This window comes from Caulifigura coniformis, from assembly GCF_007745175.1.
Lineage (GTDB): Bacteria > Planctomycetota > Planctomycetia > Planctomycetales > Planctomycetaceae > Caulifigura > Caulifigura coniformis.
Map to the genome: position 1 here is coordinate 2,752,698 of NZ_CP036271.1, position 18,681 is coordinate 2,771,378.

General features: G+C 63.5%; 10 protein-coding genes. 2 read left to right on the plus strand and 8 right to left on the minus strand.

From position 1 onward, the window contains the following. Positions 1-29: 29 nt before the first annotated feature. Complete coding sequence (locus Pan44_RS10860; RefSeq protein WP_197454010.1) at positions 30-1,751, plus strand: ABC transporter ATP-binding protein/permease; 1,722 nt, start codon at positions 30-32, stop codon at positions 1,749-1,751. Here the strand turns inward: Pan44_RS10860 and Pan44_RS10865 are convergent, their stop codons facing one another. The 4 genes from Pan44_RS10865 to Pan44_RS10880 form a co-directional block, all read right to left on the minus strand. Continuing rightward, complete coding sequence (locus Pan44_RS10865) at positions 1,752-5,546, minus strand: GH36-type glycosyl hydrolase domain-containing protein (protein WP_145030038.1); 3,795 nt, start codon at positions 5,544-5,546, stop codon at positions 1,752-1,754. It lies immediately after the preceding gene. Positions 5,547-5,576: 30 nt separating this feature from the next. Beyond that, positions 5,577-8,681 carry a discoidin domain-containing protein gene (locus Pan44_RS10870; protein ID WP_145030040.1) on the minus strand — a complete coding sequence of 1,035 codons (3,105 nt, stop codon included), beginning with the start codon at positions 8,679-8,681 and terminating at the stop codon, positions 5,577-5,579. Between the two features lie 21 nt (positions 8,682-8,702). Further along, complete coding sequence (locus Pan44_RS10875; RefSeq protein WP_197454011.1) at positions 8,703-9,977, minus strand: M14-type cytosolic carboxypeptidase; 1,275 nt, start codon at positions 9,975-9,977, stop codon at positions 8,703-8,705. Between the two features lie 115 nt (positions 9,978-10,092). Then, complete coding sequence (locus tag Pan44_RS10880) at positions 10,093-10,857, minus strand: metallophosphoesterase family protein (protein ID WP_145030044.1); 765 nt, start codon at positions 10,855-10,857, stop codon at positions 10,093-10,095. A 234-nt stretch (positions 10,858-11,091) separates the two neighbouring features. Between Pan44_RS10880 and Pan44_RS10885 the strand changes: the two genes are divergently transcribed. Next, on the plus strand, positions 11,092-11,904 hold the full coding sequence (locus tag Pan44_RS10885; RefSeq protein ID WP_197454012.1) for a nucleotidyltransferase family protein: 813 nt from the start codon (positions 11,092-11,094) through the stop codon (positions 11,902-11,904). A 157-nt stretch (positions 11,905-12,061) separates the two neighbouring features. On the opposite strand, the gene Pan44_RS10890 is transcribed toward Pan44_RS10885, so the two are convergent. The 4 genes from Pan44_RS10890 to Pan44_RS10905 all read right to left on the minus strand — a co-directional run bounded on the left by Pan44_RS10890 (position 12,062) and on the right by Pan44_RS10905 (position 18,674). Continuing rightward, positions 12,062-13,375 (minus strand): ABC transporter permease, encoded by a 1,314-nt coding sequence (locus Pan44_RS10890; RefSeq protein WP_145030048.1) that lies wholly within the window; start codon positions 13,373-13,375, stop codon positions 12,062-12,064. A 70-nt stretch (positions 13,376-13,445) separates the two neighbouring features. Then, positions 13,446-14,417, minus strand: a complete 972-nt coding sequence (locus Pan44_RS10895; protein WP_145030050.1) for a substrate-binding domain-containing protein — start codon at positions 14,415-14,417, stop codon at positions 13,446-13,448. Between the two features lie 52 nt (positions 14,418-14,469). After that, positions 14,470-15,885, minus strand: coding sequence for a DUF1501 domain-containing protein (locus Pan44_RS10900; protein WP_390620625.1), 1,416 nt, complete (start codon positions 15,883-15,885; stop codon positions 14,470-14,472). A gap of 2 nt (positions 15,886-15,887) precedes the next feature. Then, positions 15,888-18,674, minus strand: coding sequence for a PSD1 and planctomycete cytochrome C domain-containing protein (locus Pan44_RS10905; protein ID WP_145030054.1), 2,787 nt, complete (start codon positions 18,672-18,674; stop codon positions 15,888-15,890). Between the last annotated feature and the right edge of the window lie 7 nt (positions 18,675-18,681).

An 18,681-nucleotide genomic window follows, 5' to 3' on the forward strand; every position in this document is an offset into this window, starting at 1 on the left:
GTCTCTTCGTCCAGCAGGTTTCCGTCCCCGTGACCACCGAACGAGCCGCCACGTTCAGCCGCAAATCCCTGAAATGGTTGCAGGGGATCATCGGGGCATTCCTCAAGTCGCCGTCGGGAACGAAGGCGAAGTGCTGGGTTGGAAGCCTGCTGCTCTTGATGCTGTGCATGAACGCGATGAACGTCGTGAACAGCTACGTGCTGCGCGAGTTCATGTCCGCGATCCAGGATCGCGAGCGGGCGGCGTTCGTGAATTTCGCATGGCTGTACGCCGGCGTGTTTGCGGCTTCGACGGTGTTCTCTGTGCTGCTGCGTTTCTCTGAAGAGCGGCTGGGGCTGCTGTGGCGCGACTGGATGACGCGCAGCCTGGCCGGCGTCTATATGGACGGCAAGATCTATCTTCGACTTCGGTCCGACGAGTCGCTGACGAATCCCGACCAGAGGATCTCGGAAGACGTCAAGTCGCTGACCGTCACGACGCTTTCTCTCGTGATCATGCTGACCAACAGCACGATCACCGTGATTTCGTTTTCGGGGGTCCTCTGGGCGATCAGTCCCACGCTGTTCCTGGTGGCGCTGGCCTATGCCCTGCTCGGGTCCGGGCTGACGGTGCTGCTCGCCCGGCCGCTCGTCAATCTCAATTACCACCAGGCCGATTTCGAAGCCGACTTCCGAGCGGATCTCGTGAAAGTGCATCAGCTGGCCGACGGAATCGCGTTGGCCGGATTCGAGGGGCGCAGCCGTGACCGCCTGATGGAGCGCATTCGGAGGCTGGTCGAAAACTATCTTCGGATCATCGCGGTCAACCGCAACGTCGGCTTTTTCACGACCGGTTACAACTACCTGATCCAGCTCGTCCCGATCGTGATCGTCGCTCCGATGTTCATGAACGAGGGGGTCGAGTTCGGAGTCATCGGGCAGTCGGCGATGGCATTCTCGACGCTGGTCGCCGCGCTGTCTTTGATCGTGACGCAGTTCCAGTCGATTTCCGCCTACTTCGCCGTTCTCACCCGGCTGGGTGAGTTTGCCGACACCGTCAAGAGGTCTGCGGAGCATCAGGACGATGGATGCGTCGACTGCGCGAAATCGGCCGACCACTTTGTGTTCGACCACCTGACACTTCGATCGTCGCTCGAGAACGGACAGGTCCTGATCGAGAACCTGATCCTGACGATCGAGAAAGGGACGCGCGTGCTGATCAACGGCAACCACGCCGCCCAGCAAGCGCTCTTTCGAGCAGCGGCCGGCGTGCCGATCATCGGATCGGGACGCGTGATTCGTCCGCCTGTCGGCAAGGCGGCCTTTGTTCCAGAGAATCCGTTCCTGCCGCCAGGGACCCTGCGCGAGTCGTTCGTCGCTCCGGAACATGATGCGACAACGACTGACGAGCAGGTGTGGGAGGTCATTCGCGCCGTGGGGCTCAACGAGGCGATTTCACGCCACGATGGCGACGTCCGCCATGACTGGCACGACCTGCTGTCGCTCCGCGACGAGCAGCTGATGGCGATTGCCCGCGCCATTCTTCTGCGTCCGGACTTCGCCGTCCTCGGGCACCTGAACTCATCCCTCAAACAGTCGACGGAACGCAAGATCCTGAAGCTGATGCAGCAGCACGGCATCACATGCATTTCGTTCAGCGACCAGCTTCCCAGCGCAGAGTTTCACGACCTGTGCCTCGAACTGGGAGACGATGGTTCGTGGCAGATCGTCGACCCCAGGCCAGAGCGGAAGAGCGTCGAGCTCGCCGGCTGATCAGGCGAGTGTGATCAGAATTTTCTGCTCGCCAGGTTCCGTTCGGAGCGGCACGCGAACCTCGCTTCCAGAAACGGCCATCGCGACTCCGTCGCTGGTCGCTTCTGCGATCGAGCCTGCACGCCTGCGTGGATTCTCAATTCGGACAATGCACCGCAATGCTCGTTCGCCTGGAGTGCCCGTTGGATGAAGCAGAGCGACTTCGCAGGAGGGCCAGTCGTCGGGGAGGCAGGGGTTCACGACTAGGGTGTCGCCGTTCTCAACGCGGATGCCCAGGATCGATTCCAGTGCGACGCGGTACATCCATCCGGACGAGCCGGTGTACCAGGTCCAGCCGCACCGCCCGACATGCGGCGCCGCACCATAGACGTCGCCCGGGTAGACGAATGGTTCCCCTTTGTATCTCGTTGCCGCCTCCTCGTTCTCCGTATGCGAAATCGGTGTGAGCATCTCCCACAGCTTCAGGGCCTCGTTGTTCTCTCCCAGGAGGGCCTTCGCCATGATGGCCCAGCAGGCGCCATGGGTGTACTGGCCGCCGTTCTCCCGGATCCCCGCCACATACCCCTTGATGTAGCCGGGATCGTTCGGCGTGTTCACGAACGGCGGCGTCAACAGCCGGATGATCCCGTCGTGTTCCGCGATCAGGTGTTCCGAGAGCGCGTTCACTGCCGCTCGCGCTCGATCATGCGGGGCTGCTCCGGAAATGACGGCCCATGCCTGTGCGATCGCATCGATGCGGCACTCGTCGTTCTTGTTCGAGCCGAGGGGATCGCCGTTGTCGTAGTAGGCCCGGCGATACCATTCGCCGTCCCACCCCCCATCGTTCAGGGACGCACGAAGTGCTTCGTGATGCTGGGCATATCGTTCGACGCGGGAGGCGTCTTTCCGCTCACGGCAGAATGGCAGGAAATCGCCCAGGATCTTGAACAGGAAAAAGCCGAGCCAGACGCTTTCTCCGCGGCCTTCACGGCCGACGCGGTTCATTCCGTCATTCCAGTCGCCACAGCCCATCAGCGGCAGCCCGTGTGTGCCGGTCGTCAGCGACCGGTCGATCGTCCGGCAGCAGTGTTCATAGAGGGACGCTTCTTCGCCGGACTTTTCCGGCGTCATGTAGACCTCGTCCTCGCCATCATGCAACGGCGGGCCTTTTACGAAAGGAATCCTCTCGTCGAGCAGCCCGCGATCCCCGGTGACGCGGACGTACTCCGCAGTGACCAGTGGCAACCAGAGCAGGTCGTCAGAGAACTTCGTTCTCAGGCCGCGGCCGATGGGGGCCGGGTGCCACCAGTGCAGGACGTCCCCTTCGACGAATTGATGTCGCGCATGCAGGGCGATCTGCCGCCGTGCGAGATCCGGCTCGAGCGCGAGAAGATTCCCGGCGTCCTGCAGCTGATCGCGGAAGCCGAATGCTCCGCTCGATTGCGAGAAGCCTGAGCGGGCCCACAGCCGGCAGGCGAGCGTCTGATACGGCAGCCACCCATTCACCAGGATGTCGAGTTTCTTCGACGGAGTTTTCACCTGCACGCGGCCGAGGAGTTCGTTCCAGAAGCCCTGGATCTGATGCAGTGCCTTCGTCGCAGCGGAGGGCCTGCGGTAGCGGGCGATGATCGCCGTTGCAGCCTCCTCGCTCATTGCTTCACCGAGCAGGACGACACACTCGGCCGTCGCGCCCGGCGCAATGGTGAATGTCTGTTGCTGCGCGAAGCACGGATCGAGCCCCGCGCCGATCCGGCCATCAAATGCTTCGCCAGGCTGGAGTGCCGCCGGATTTCGTGGCGACCCGAAGCGGCCGAGGAACGACGCCCGGTCACACGTCTGCGACGGCTGGTCTGTCTCAGCGTCGGGCGTCTTCACCGCGGCAAATGCGATCCCATCCTGGAAATCGCCCGCTGCAAGGTTCCTCGCCCGCAGCGACCCATCCGGTGCGAGGTGAGTGACGACCAGAGACGGCCGCGACGGCGTCGAACCCAGGACAAGCTCCTGGTAAGCGGTCAGCGACAATTGCCGGGATTCCGGTCCCAGGTTGGTCAGCTTCAGAAGCGTGATCTTGACCGGCTCCTCCTGTGGAACGAAAAGCGTCGTTTCCATCCGAAGTGTGCCGGCCATCGCTTCGAAGACCGAATACCCGAAGCCGTGGCGGACGGTGAAATCGAGGTTGCTTTCGACAGGGCCGGGCATCGGGGAGAAGAGGACGCCAGTTTCCTCATCGCGTAAATAGAGGGCTTCGCCGTGCGGATCGCTGACGGGCTCGTTCGACCAGGGCGTGATGCGGTTCGCCTGGCTGTTGCGGGCCCAGGTGCATCCCGCTCCCGATTCGGTGACCAGGAAGCCGGCATGCTCATTCGCGACCACGTTGATCCACGGAAGCGGCGGCCATTTTCGGTCGCCGTTGTTGCCCGGAAGTCGAACGACATATTCCCGCCCATCTGTGGAGAAGCCCCCAAAACCGTTGAAGAACGCGAGTTCCGGCTCGGAGACTGCCTGGGCTCCGGATGCCCGCGTTCCAACGGGAGCAGGCGTTTGGGGAGACCAGTCACATTCGACCGCAGGGAGATTCCCTTCAACGACCAGAGATGCCGCGGTCCTCATCAGCGCTTGTTCCGCCTCATCGAGACTCGACGGCGGAGTCGTCACGGCGCGGTCATCGAGTCCGGGCGGTTGATTGCCGGGTGAACTGTCCAGAACGAGCAGGTTTGTGAAGAAGCCTTTGCGGGCGAAATAGTTCCGGGCGAGGTTGGCCTCCGCGGCCCCTTTCGATTTCCATCCGCCCGCGACAACGATCAGCATCCGGTCGCGTGGCAGACCCAGTCGCCCGAAGAGGGCGTTCGCATCGATCGCGGGAAGATCAGCGTTGCGTCCTTTCAGGTTTCGGTCGCCTGCATGCATTGCCGCTGCGAGCGCCTGGAATCGTTCGGCCTGCGACGGTGTCACGCCCAGCTCATTTCTCAACGCCTGTTCCGCCGCCGCGGCGGCGGCCAATGCGGCCTCGACCTGCTCCGGCTCGCGGTAGCGTCTGGATACGCCTTGAGCAGCTTCCCTTGTCTCGGCGATGCCGGTGACGAAGCTCATCGTCACTTCGGCCCCGGAGGCCAGTTCCACCACGGTTCGCAGCGCACAGCAGGGATCGAGAACGTTGCCGACCGTTCCCGACAGTGATCCCCGGAGCGCTGCAGGAGACGTCGCCGCGCGGCCCCGGCCCAGAAACCGCAGGCGATCGGTTTCCCATTCCATTGCGTTGGCGCCCGACAGCGTGTGAAAAAGCGTCGGCCAGTGTTCGCCGTTTGCTCTCGGACGACGGTCGACGATGAGTGTTGACGCGTCATGGATCATGTCCGTCTGCAGAAACAGCTTCGAGAATGCCGGATGTCCAATGTCGGCCCCCTGCCAGTTCAGCACCGCTTCGAGGTAGCTCGTGACTTCAATGGTCCTCTTTCGTCCCGATTTGTTCGCAAGCTTCAGGCGGCGGACTTCGAGGTCATCGGAGGGGGACACGGCGACTTCGAGGCGCGCCAAGATTCCGGAATGTTCATGTTCGATATGGAACTGCCCGGCGGACGCGGAGGCTCGATAGTGCGTGCAGGAGCTGGGAACCGGTTGCCGTCCGACCGACCAGAACTCTCCGGCTTCGATATCCCTCAAATAGAGGAACTGGCCATGGGCATCCTCGACAGGATCGCCAGGCCAGCGATTCACAACATGCCCATGCCTGCGCGACTGCCCGGTGCCAGCGGCCGTCATGAAGGCGAAGTAGCGTCCGTTGGAGAGAAGCTGTCCCGCCGTCGGCGCGTGATTCATGGCCGGATCTCCTGACAAAACATGAAATGACTACGGGACCTGCGGATGCGGAGCAGTCTGGATTGCAACGGCGTGTTCGAACGTGATTGTCACCGTGCCCGCTGGGCGGTCCAGGTGGACTTCGTCTGTCGTGAACCGGGAGAACCTGCGGCCGTCGACCTCCACGGATTCAATCGGGGCAGAGCAGGGAGGGCGGAGAACAATCCCTCCGGGTGGCATTCGCAGCTCTCCGCCAATCTCGATCTCAAGTTCGCTGCGCCGCCGCCTCATCCTGAGATTCAAACGGCCATACCACGTTCCCAGGCCCTGGGCGGCGAGGCCTCGCGAAGTGATCCACGTGGCCGGAATTCCGGCCGCGATGACCAGCGACGAATCGCTTTCTCGCTCGTACGCGAAGAGGGACGCGAACACGAGCATGTATTCGGCGCCGATCCACGTGTGCGGAACGTCTCCGAGATGGCCGGGGCTTCGCGGATCACGCCACGAAATCTCCGGCCACTGGTTCCACGCGCGGGGCCTGCGATCCGAAAGATAGAACTCCAGGAACTCCTGTGCTTCCTCTCTCCATCCCAGCCGCACAAGTGCGCCGACAATCCGGATCTCGTACGCCGTGTAGTTCTTCCAGGGAACGTCACCCCGATGGCGCTGGCGTGAGTCCGTCACAAACAGCTGGAACATTGCGCGCAGCTGTTCTTCAGGCAACCCGGCCGTGTCCGCGAAAAGATCGAGCGCGTTCGCCGTGGCTGTTGGATCGAAGTCGGCCCACTCGACCGAACCGGGGACGTAGTCCAGTTGACGGGATTGGATCACCTGGCGAATGGACGCCTGTGTCGCCCGGCTCAAGGCGTCGGCCGCCCCGGCGAAACGCTTCGCGTCGTCGGGATGGCCCAGTTCCGTCGCGGCCATCGCGGCATCCATCAGGCCGCGAATGCCCCAGAAGTCATCCCAGTAGGAATGCACCGGCTGGGCGAGATAACCCTCGTGGCTCGCGGATTCGGGGAGCAGGCCAAACGTCGCTGCATGATGCGGCGACGTGGATTTCGGCTGCTGCTGCGTGAGCGTCTCGAGATATGCGGCCGCTTTTCGCAACGCGGGCCACAGCGACTTGAGCGCCTTCTGGTCGTGCGAGAAACGAAACGCTTCCATGGCCGCGTAGATCAGCTGGCCGTGACTGTCGTGTTCGACGAGCGGGTCGGGGCCCTCCCGGTCGACGCAGCACGGGACAAAGCCGTCCTTCCGCTGGAACGGGGCATACCAGCGAACGAACTCGGCCAGCGGCGAGGCATTCCCCGCCCGGGCAAGTGCCGCCCCCATGATGGCTCCATCGCGGATCCACGACCGTGTGTACCGCCTGGGGCCCGGTTGCAGCGCCGGGCCATCGCGGTTGATCAGGATCTGGCCGGCTGCTGTACGGAAGGTGTCGGCCGCCGCGGTCGGAACGCCGGCCGGCAGCTGGAACGTGACCTGGTCAGTCGCCTCACCCAGCGTCCGGACGGCCTCCTCGAACTGCGCGTCGCAGTCCAGGGCGGCAAGTCGGTCCACGGTCGCTGACCCCTTTCTGGAAGCGGGGCCAAAGGGAACCGCCAGGCAGACGGTCTGGGTTTGTCCGGGCGACAGCGCGAGCGCAAAGCCTAGTGCGGCCGACGCCAGACCATGCGGGTCGCGGACGTGGTCCTGTCCGGGAAGACGCTCTGACGCCAGGGCGTCCGTCAGCAGCCCTTCATCGAACGTCAGCGCGCCGAAAGTCGCCGGCTTCGTCAAAGGCACGATCCGTTTGTCGTCGTTCACCACGACGGCGTCCTGATTCCAGGCAATCTCCCGGATCTCGCTCACTCCTCCAATCGTTTTCCATTTCTGCCAGGGAGGCGATACCTGGTGCGGCCTGATCGCCGCGAACAGCATGATCCGCTGTGGCTGCTCGACGAGATTCTTCACGCGGTACCTGATGAACAAGGTTGCCTGATCACCAGCGCCCGTCGCAAACAACGTGGTTTCCAGGCCGACAGTTTTACCTTTCCATTCGGCAGTCGGGATCGCCAGTCCGCCCGGTTCGAGTCGCACTCGACGTTTCACATCGGCCCAGGTGACCAGGCGACCAGCGACCTTGAGGAACGGCTCGATCGAGAACGTGCCGCGGTCCGGCTCCACGAGGCCTTCTTCGTTGAGCAGGGCAGACGACTCGCCATTCGGCGATCCGGCACAGGTCCAGTAGCTCTGCTGCCGGACCAGGTATCGGGGGAAGCTTCCCTTCGCGCTGCGCTTGGCCATCGAGAAGTAGAGGTCATCACGAGACTTCGCGAAGTCGAACGACTGGAACTCGATATGTCGGACGTCGACAGTCCCTGCGAACGACAGGCGAAGGAACCGCGAGTCGCCTCCGGGGAGCGGAACAAAACTGCGTCGCCCCGCGGATTTCGACACCCGGTACAGGGCCTTCCACGTTCGCCCATTGTCGGAGGCTTCAACGACAAACCGCCGATTCGCGGGCCGGGGGCCCCAGTCGATGATCAGCCCGCCATACTCCCGGGGTTCGGTGAACTCGAACTGCAGCCATGGCTCCCCGTCATCGGCCGAGGGCCTCCATCCATGCTCCAGGTCGTTCGTCCACACGTGCGACGGCAGACCGCCGCGTGTGTGCGTTGAGGCGGTGATGACCGGGACGTCGCGACTCGATCGATCGACGAGCTTCAGGTCTTCGATCCAGAACGTTCCCTTTCCTCCCGGCCCGGCGGCGATGACCAGTTCGATCGCTCCGGCCTTCTTGAGACGTCCGCCGCCCGCGGGCCCCCAGGCGAATTCGATGTCGCTCTCGCGCAGCGTGAGTTGGTCGCCCCCGGGCGTCAGTGCGAACGACTCATCACGCCAGCGCCACGCGTTCTCGTTCGAGCGGTCCGCAAGTTTGAACTCCAGGGCGTTGCGCGGCCCGTCGCCACGAATCCGGAAGGCGAATGAAAAGGGATCGGGCAATCTGTCGCCGAACGGCCTGCGAATTCCGACGAAGCCTTTCTCGCCGCGAAAATCGTAGTCCACCCTGAGCGCGGCGCCGTCGGCCTCCACGCGGCAGCACGCCCCGCCCGAGGCAAACGACGTCCATCCCGCGGCGTCATTCAGGTCGAGGTTGTGGTAGGCTGCCATGCAGACAAAGTCCCAGGGATGTCAGTTCGCAGGACTGACCGCGACGTCGGCCATCAACTCCGCAACCGATTTCGCGAGCTGATTGCCGACAGTTCGGTAGCCATCGGTCGTGGAATGCGGGGTGTTCCACGACGTCTCCAGGCAGACCGAGACGGTTTCTGGATTTCCGTTGGCGTTGACCCATTGCCCGCTGATCTGTTTCCACAGTGGATGGTAGGTGGGGCCGGTGACTCGCGGGGCTTCGAGGAGTGCGAGCGGATCGTTGATATTCCTGGCCGCGATCTGGATGAATCGTTCGCGGCGCTCCCGCCCTGCCAGGGACAAAAGCTCCGGCGGGCCTACAAAGAAGAAAGGACGTTTGTCTCCCGGGGCCGGGTTGTGCAGGTCGATGAACAGGCTCAGACGTCCTTCGCCTGCCAGTTTCTGCAGCCGCGCCTGGGCGGCCGCGACCTCGGGATAAACCGGGGCTGAGTCCCAGTCGCGATTGTGATCGCGGGGATTCGCTTCTTTCCCGCCGTTTCCAGTCGCGACGTTATCGACGTCCATGATCGGCACGATGAAGATCTCCGCTTCTGAGCGCAGGACTCTCGCGGCGTCGGCATCGCTCACGAGCCATTCCGTGACGCCCCTGCCGACCCAGCTTGCCCCCGATTCCCACGCATGCTGACGCGCCTGGATCCAGACGCATGGCGAGTTCGGATTTTTAGTGGCCATGATGTGAAGACCGCGGACGGGCCGCCCCTGCCGGGTGGTGGCGAGTTCGAAACCACTTGCCGCGGGAAGGCGCGCGTGAGCATCCGCAATGAGCCGCTCCGTATCTTTCGGCGTGAACGGCGGACCCCAGGCGACGTGGATCGGTTGTCCGGTTCCCGAGATCTCGTAGCGCATGGCGCCATCCTGGAGAGTGCCGGGCTTCGTTTGCCGCCACGCGACGCCGTCGCTGGATATCGCCGCCTGTGCGGGCATGGCCCAACTGGAGGCGAGCGGCTTGCCGGTTTCCTTTCCGTTGTTGCGCGCCGAAAGCGGACTCCCTTTCAGATCCAGCGTGATGGTCTCACCTTCACGCGATCCATCGATCCGGAAAGACCACCAGCAGGGCCATCCGCGTTCCGGATCGCCGCCCGGCGTGAATCGAATGACTCGCTGTGCCTGATCGATCGAGAGGACCTGGACTGATCCCCCTTCGAAGTCGCTCGCGACCCGAAGTTTCTCCGCCGGCGTCTCGCTGGCGATCGATCGTGACGCATATGCAACGAGGGCCAGCAGGCCGACGGTCGCGAAGACTTGTCGGGACATCAGGGGGCGCTCACTGGGGCGGCCGATCATGGAACGCGTGCCTCCCGGGAGAGGCCGCGATGTCCCGACGATACATTCGTCATCGTCCGGATGGCAGCGATGGCGAGGTCACAGGTCAGGACGGTTCGGCGCGGTCCGCTTCTTTGGGCGGGTTGGTGAGCGGCAGGCTCAGCCGACAGACCGGAGGTTTCCCCGGAAACTGCTTCCGCATGAGCGGCAGGGAGACGTTATAAACCGCACGTCCGGCCTGCGTTTTTCCTTCAAAAGTGCCCCGGTGCGCATGGCCGTGAAACGTCGCGGCGACGGAGTAGCGATTCAGCGGCTCTTCCAGCCGGCTGCTTCCCAGGAACGGAAAGATCTCGACCGGCTCCCCCTCGACCGTGGTCTGGACCGGAGCGTAATGCAGGACGGCAACGATCTGCGGGGTGCGCAAGCGAGCCAGCGCCTTCTCCAGCTTCAGGGCTTCGTCGATCGCTTCCTGAACGAACACCTTCACCGCCCGTTCGCCCCACGATTGCAGCGTTCCACGTCCAAAGCCTCCGGCGAACCCCTTGGCCCCGGCGAATCCAACTCCGCCAATCTCGCAGGCTTCGCCATCCAGAACGCTGGCCCGCGCGCTCGTCAGGATCTGCCGGACCTCCTCCTCGTGCCCCGATTCGTAGTCGTGATTGCCCAGCACGGCGACGACAGGGATATGAACGGCTGCGAGATCTTTCGCCAGCTGGTGCGCTTCCTCCGGCAGCCCATGATCGGTCAGGTCACCGCAGAGGACGAGGACATCCGCCCCGGCGGACAGTTCCGCCAGTGAAGGCACCGGTTGGCCGCTCCCGTAATGCAGGTCTCCGACAGCAGCGATTTCAAAGGTGTTCTTTCCATCCATCGATGAGCCTTCCTGGATCCTTTTCCGGGGTCATGCAGAGGGGGAAGGGGTGGCCGCTCCAGACACAGCGCGGCCGAAACCCGTTCAGAGGTGGTCAGCGATCTGGACTGCAATCTGGCAAAACCGCTGACCGTCTCTGGGGTTCATGCGATCTCCAGATGGGCCGCAAACCGGATGCCGTGGCGGCACATCGTTTGCGATCAGGTGGGATGCTCTCACAAAACGAAATGGCTGATGATCATGCACACCTCTCCCGAGCACTCGCATTATGACGTGTCCGAGTGCATGGACTTCTATCGCGGCGTCCTGACGATTCTGTCCGACCAGAAAGTTCCCTTTCTCGTGGGCGGCGGGTACGCGCTGTTCGTCCTGACGGGAATCTCCCGGATGACGAAGGACCTCGACCTGTTTATTCGCAGGGAAGACATCCCGCGAACTCTCAAGTCGCTCGCCGAGGCCGGTTTCGAGACCGAACTGGCCTACTCCCACTGGCTCGCCAAGGCCCGAAAGGGAGACGACTTTGTCGACCTGATCTTCAGTTCCGGGAACGGGCACTGCCCCGTCGACGAGGGCTGGTTCCAGAATGCCGTCAGTGCAACGATCGGTGGCCTGCCCATCAAGCTGGCGCCGGCCGAAGAGATGATCTGGCAGAAGTCGTTCATCATGGAACGCGAGCGTTACGACGGGGCCGATATTGCACACCTGTTCCATGTCCGGGCCAGGACTCTCGACTGGAACCGCCTGCTGCGGCGTTTCGGGAGCGATTGGCGCGTCCTGCTGTCGCACCTGATCCTGTTCGGCTTCATTTACCCCGGCGAACAACGACTCGTTCCGGTTGGAGTCATGCAGGAATTGATCGACCGGCTTAAAAGGGAAGTCGATTCCCCACCCCCCGCTGATCTCGAATGTGGCGGCACGCTGTTGTCGCGAGAACAGTATGCCGTCGATGTGAATGACTGGAACTACCTCGATAAGCGGCTTGTTCCGCGGGGCGAGATGACGCCGCTGCAAGTCGCCGAATGGACCCCGCCAAAGGGCAGTGCTTGAGTCGGTGGACCCTGGTTCCGGAAGGGAGAGCGTCTTCCCTGTCGCTGCCGGCGAGGAAGACGCGACTTCACAGGACCGCGCGTTCTGGCGGCCATGATCGGCGACGAGGGATCGGCGCATCGACTGGACGGGGAAAAGCCCCTTCGAAGTGACGCGATCAGTGGCGCAGCTTGTCGAAAACGACCGCTCCCAGGATTACGAGCCCAAGCACGACCTTCTGCGTATAGCTTTGCACGTTCATCAGGTTCATTCCGTTCTGGATGACCGCGATCGTGAAGGCCCCCACCAGCGTGCCGAACATCCGGCCTTCGCCGCCGCTGAGGCTGGCGCCTCCAACCACGACCGCGGCGATCACGTACAACTCGTACATGGCGCCATAGGTCGGAGCGCCGCTCTTGAGCTGTGAGGCCATGATCACGCCTCCCAGCCCGGCGAGCAGTCCGCTGATGACGTAGGCGACGAGCAGCACGCGTTCGACGCGCACGCCGGACAGCCAGGCCGCAGTCCGATTTCCGCCGACGCAGTAGAAATGCCGCCCGAGCACGGTTCGCGACATCAGGACCTGGGCTGCGAGATAGAGCGCCAGCATCAGCACTACCGCGTTGGGCAGCCCCAGGATTTCCGTCCCGCGTCCCAGTCGCACGAACGACTCCGGAACCTGGTAGATGGATTCCCCGGCCGAAAGCGTAAACGCCAGCCCGCTCGCAACGAGCATCATCGCCAGGGTGACGATGAACGGCGGAATCCGGAACCGGGTGATCATCAAGCCCGAGAACGCGCCGATGACCCCGGCCACAGCGATGCCCGCGAAGCAGGCCCCCACCATCGCCCCAGCCGCGGCGTTCACTCCGCCGCCGACATCGCGAACCAGACGCGTGGAAACAACGGCCGAGAGCGCCAGCAGGCTGCCGACGGAAAGATCGATCCCGCCCGTGATGATGACGATCGTCATCCCGATCGCCAGGATGGCGATGACGGCAATCTGGTTGGCGATGTTGAGCAGGTTGCTCGAGCTGAGAAAGGTGGGCCAGCGCTGGCCGTGCGGTGAGACGACCCGCGGCGCGCCGAGCGCAGGGAACTCGGCGGCCACGTCTTGAAACAGCAGCCAGTTCGCCGTCGCCCCCGTACAGGCGATCGCGTCCAGCTTTTCACCGAGCGCTGCCAGACGCTCGAGTTCGCGCCGCGCGTCCTTCGGTTCCCCCTGCGCAACCCCGAGCACCCTCGCTCCTGATGCCTGGAGTCTGGCCTCGAGGAGTTGCACGAACTCCTTCTCGAGGGGTTGGTCTCCACCGGCGATCAGAACGGACGGCGACTTTCCGATGTCCTGGATCGTCGAGCTGACCTGCGCCGCGGCCTTCTCTTTCGTGGGAGGCCGTTCACTGAGTGTGACCGCGCTGAAGAACAGGCAAAGGATCAGCAACACGCCGACCATTCCGTAGTCGGAGAAGTAACGTCCCGGGGAGCGCGTCATGGGGGCACTGGCGGCAGGCGGACTCGGGAGGCTCGGTCCGGAGAGACCACTCAAGAATCGATTTGGCCGCTCACTTCAACTCAGGATCGCTGAGGGCATCCGCCTGCCGATACAGGCTGGTTGGAATGAGGGTCTGCGGCGGGACGTCTTTTCCCTGCGAATGATCGACGATGGCCTTCACGACCTCGACCCCCATCCTGGCTGGAAACTGGATCGGATCGGCGTAGATCTTCCCCTCCCTGATCGCCTGTTTTCCTTCGGGTTGTCCGTCGAAACCTACGATGACGACCTGATCGGCCTTGGCGGCCCGTTCGAGAGCGGCCCTGGCGCCCAGGGCGGCAGGATCATTGATCGCGAAGATTCCCCGCAGATCGGGATGCGCCTGGACCGCGTCTTCCGCGGCCTTGTAGCCGGTGTCCTTCGCGCCGCCACTTTCCAGTTCGCTGACGATCTCGACTTTCGCGGCGGCGGAGGCATTGTGTTCGTCGACCACCTCGCGGAACCCCTTCACCCGTAGCCGGCACGATTCGGCCTGCGGCATGTGCAGCACGACGATCTTTCCGCCCCCCGCGCCGAGAGCTTCAATCATCGCCCGCGCCGCTTCTTTACCTCCGCCGTAGTTGTCCGTCGCCACCTGCGTCACGATCTTAACGCCCGGTTCATTGCACGGAATGTCGACGGTGAAGACCGGAATGCCTGCCGCGTTGGCTTCCTGGATCACCGGGATGATCGACTTCGAATCGCAGGGGCTCAGCACGATCGCGCTGACCTTCTTGACGATGAAGTCCTTGACCTGGTTCCCCTGCTTTGCGACGTCCTTGTCGGCACTGACCACGATGGCTTCGTAGCCGTGCTGCTTCCCTTCGGCCGCGATGTTGTCGCCGATCACCTTGAAGAACGGATTCTCAAGCGTCAGTAGAGACACTCCGATCGTTCGTGTCGCAGGTGGGACGGACGTTCCCGCCTCGGGAGACGCGGGCTTGTTACAGCCCTGGAACAGCACGGCGAGACAGGCGATCGCGAGCAGGGACCGTCGAGTCATGGAGATCAGCGCCTTGTATCGGGAGCGAATCCGCCGGGCGGATGTCCGGCGACTACGCGAGGATATCCGTTGCGACGCGTCCTCCCACGTCCGTAAGCCGAAAATCCCGCCCGGCGTAGCGATAAGTCAATCGTTCGTGATCCAGCCCCATCAGGTGCAGGATCGTCGCATGCAGGTCGTTGACGTGCATCTTGTTCTCGACGGCGTAGTAGCCGTAGTCGTCGGTCGCCCCGTAAGCGAAGCCCCCTTTGACGCCGGCGCCGGCCATCCACATCGTGAATCCGTGCGGATTGTGGTCGCGCCCATCCGTCCCCTGGGCCGTCGGCGTGCGACCGAATTCCCCGCCCCAGAGGACGAGCGTGTCTTCCAGCAGACCGCGCCCCTTGAGGTCGGCGAGGAAGCCGGCGATCGGCTTGTCGACCTCCGCGGCGTTCTTCGTGTGACCGCGGTAAAGATCGCCGTGCTGGTCCCACTGCACCTCACTGTCGCTGTGGGTCACCTGTACGAAGCGGACGCCGCGCTCGAGGAACCGCCGCGCCATCAGGCACTGGCGGCCGAAGTTCTCCGTGACCGGGTCGTCGACGCCGTACAGCTGGTGAGTGGCGGCCGACTCGCGGGTGAGGTCCTGGACCTCGGGCATCACCGACTGCATCCGGAACGCCAGCTCGAACGATTGCAGGCGGCCTTCGAGAGTCTGGTCTCCGTCCATCGATTCCAGGTCGCGGCGATTCATCGCCGCGAGCAGATCGAGTTGCCGGCGCTGAAGCTGCGGATCGACCCTCGGATTGACGATGTTCTTCACCTGCACGGTGGCCGCCTTCTGGCTGGCCGTGCCAATCGGCGTTCCCTGGCAGTAAGCCGGGAGAAACGCGGCGCCCCAATTGTTCATTCCGCCGTGTGCCAGCGTTGGACAGATCGTGACGAACGCGGGCAGGTTCTGGTTCTCGGTTCCCAGACCGTACGAGACCCAGGCCCCCATGCTCGGCCGGACGAACTGATCGCTTCCGGTGTGCAGCTTGAGCAGCGCGCCGCCGTGGGCCGGGTTCGTTCCGTGGACCGATCTCAGGATGCACAGGTCATCGATATGCCGGGCGACTCTGGGAAACAGGTCGCTCACCGGCAATCCGCTTTCGCCATACTGGCGGAATTTCCAGGGGGACTTCAGCAGGTTTCCCTGCTTGGCGAAGGTGACGGCCGGAAGCTCGAATGGCGGGGCCTTCATGTGGTCGCGGTCGAGCAGCGGCTTGGGGTCGAACGTGTCGACGTGCGAAGGCCCTCCCTTCATGAACAGGAACACGACCCTCTTGGCCCGCGCGGGGAAATGTGGCAGCGGCGCGCGGCCACCTGCGTCCGAGGATGATCCTTCCGCCGTCCCATTGAGCAGGGCGCCGAACGCAAGGTGGCCGAAGCCGATGGCGGAGGCTTTCAGGGCATGGCGGCGCGAGAGGAGTGGGTTCGGCGGGTTCACGGCTATCTCACGTACAGGAACTCGTTCGACGCAAACAGACTCTGGCACAGAAGCGACCATGCCCGTTCCACTGCCGACGATTCGACCTTGTCGGATCGCGTCAGGGATGTCGAAGTGGCGTCCGCCAGAAACGCCAGGCCGCGGGCCACTTCGTCGGCCTCCGGCAGTCGTCCCAGGGTTCGGCGATACGCGATCAGCAGCCGGGCCTCATCCGTCGCCGCCTCGTCGATCAGCTGACGTGCGAGGAGGTCGGACGAATCGAGGACCAGCTCCGAGTTCATCAGGAACAGGGCCTGCGGCGCCACAGTCGTAGAGGTGCGGCTTCCCGTCGGCATCGTCGGATCGGGAAAATCAAACTGCTCGAACAGGGTGTAGACGTTGTTGCGGATCACCGGCAGGTAGGCCGCACGTCGGAGGCTCTCATACTTCGTGTGATCGATCGAAGTGTGGTCAAACACGAACTGCCGGTTGCGGAGCGGAACCATCTTGCCCCCCAGCCCGTTGTCCAACCGGCCCGCGATGGCCAGCACTGAGTCACGGATCTGCTCCGCGTCCAGCCGCTGCATCGGAAACTTCCACAGCCAGCGGTTCTCGGGATCGGCGTTGATGGCGACATCCGCCTGTGGATGCACGGCCGACATCTGGTAAGCGCTCGACTTGAGGATCAACCGGTGCAGCTCCCGCATCGACCAGCCGGAGTTCACAAACTCACTCGCCAGCCAGTCGAGCAGCTCCGGGTGCGAAGGCCGGTCCCCCAGCACGCCGAAATTCTCGGTCGAGGCCACCAGTCCGCTGCCAAAGTGCCAGCGCCAGATCCGGTTGACGGCGACGCGGGAGGTCAGCGGATGACGGGCATCGGCCATCCAGCGTGCGAGCTCGAGACGCCCGCTGTGCTCCTTGGGAAACTCCGGCGTGGTCAGCGACACCCTCAATACTTCCGGAACACCGCGTTCAATCGGCGTTCCCAGATTGCGATGGCTTCCGCGGATATGGATCGGCAGGGTGGCGGTGACGGTTCCATCGGCGACGCTCATTGCCGATGCGAGATCGGGGGCGCCGCTCTCAAGCACGCGAGACTCTTCCGCCAGCCGGTAGTACTCGGCCAGCGTTTCGGCATCAAAGGCGAACTCCGGCTGAGGGGGAACGGCGAGGAACCCGGCTGCATCGTGAAGCGCCGATCGGGCGGCCTCCAGCATCGGATCAGTCAGCGTCGTCGCTTTCGGGTCCGCCTGCTTTGTTTCGGCGAAAGCTTTCTCGGCATCAGCGAAGAGCGCTGCGTAGTGAGTCGCAATTCCCGAGGCATCGCCTGCCGCCGTCAGCTCGCGCCAGCGATCGAACAGAGGGTCGTCTTCGTGATAGGAAAGGTGCAGACGGCAATGATGCAGGATCCGCGGATGCAGGCCCCGCTCGTGCGCGATCGGTTCGACTTCCGCCAGCGACATCCCGGGTCGCAGGCCAGAGGCCGCCGCCAGGTAGTCGGCCGCCTTCGAGCGGGCCGTCTCGCGGACTTTGGCGATCGAGCTCGACTTGAAGGACAAAGCGGCCTTCTGCTTCTCGGCGATGGCCGAGTCGACGCCCTTCATCGCTTCCCGCTCGGCGTCCGTCGCCAGGGAGAATTCGTTCCAGTGCTTGATGGCGCCGGTGTTCGAATCGCCGAAGGTCTTCGTGCTCTTGAAGATTCCAGCGAGCGCGTAGTAGTCCGATTGCAGGATGGGGTCGAACTTGTGGTCGTGGCAGCGGGCGCATCCGAGGGTCAGCCCCAGGAATGCCTTGCCGATGGTGTCGAGCTGCTCGTCGATCGTGTCCATGACGAGCTTTTCACGATCGGGCTCCGCAAGCACTTTCGCGCCGAGAACCAGGAATCCCGTCGCCGTTCGCGTTTCCGCGTCAGCGTCTGGCAGGAGGTCGCCGGCCACCTGCTCGATCAGGAAACGGTCGAATGGTTTTCCGCGATTGAATGCATCAATGACATAGTCGCGATAACGCCAGGCGTTGCCGAAAGCGAGGTTCTCATCGAGGCCGTTTGAATCCGCATAGCGGGCGACATCGAGCCAGTGGCGACCCCAGCGCACCCCGTATTGGGGGGACGCCAGCAGACGCTCGATCACACGCTGGAACGCATCGGGAGACTGATCCTCAAGAAACGCATCGACCTCCTCGACGGTCGGCGGAAGGCCCGTCAGGTCGAGTGTCGCCCGGCGGAGGAGCGTCCGCCGATCGGCGGGCGGGGCAGGTGACAATCCATGTTTCTCGAGCTGGCTGAGAACGAACGCGTCAATCGGCGTCTGGACCCATTGAGCGTTCCTCACGGTCGGAGGCTCGGGACGCGCCACGGGTTTCATCGACCAGAACTCGCGACCAGCGTCGATGCTCATTCCAGTGAGCCGTGTCGGAGTCGTCGCGACCACTTCGGACCGCGGATCGGGAGCCCCCATTGCGACCCATTTCTCGAGCGCCTGGATCTCGGCCGCGGCCATGACGCCTTTCGGCGGCATTTGCAGATCCGGATTCTTGTAGCGAATCGCCTGGATCAGCCGGCTCTCCTCCGGCTTCCCGGGAATGAGGGAGGTCCCTGAGTCTCCCCCCTTGAGCAACGCGCTGCGCGATGAGATCGACAGCCCCCCCTCGGCGTTGCCGTCGTCGTGGCATTCCGCACAGTGCTTGACCAGGAGTGGACGCACTGAGCGTTCGAAATACTCAATGCCAGCCTTGTCGGGAGCATCTGCGGCGCCGGCGAAGCCGCCATTCGCGAGCAGGAGCAGGAACAGGGAGTGAATCCGGATGCTCATGAAAATC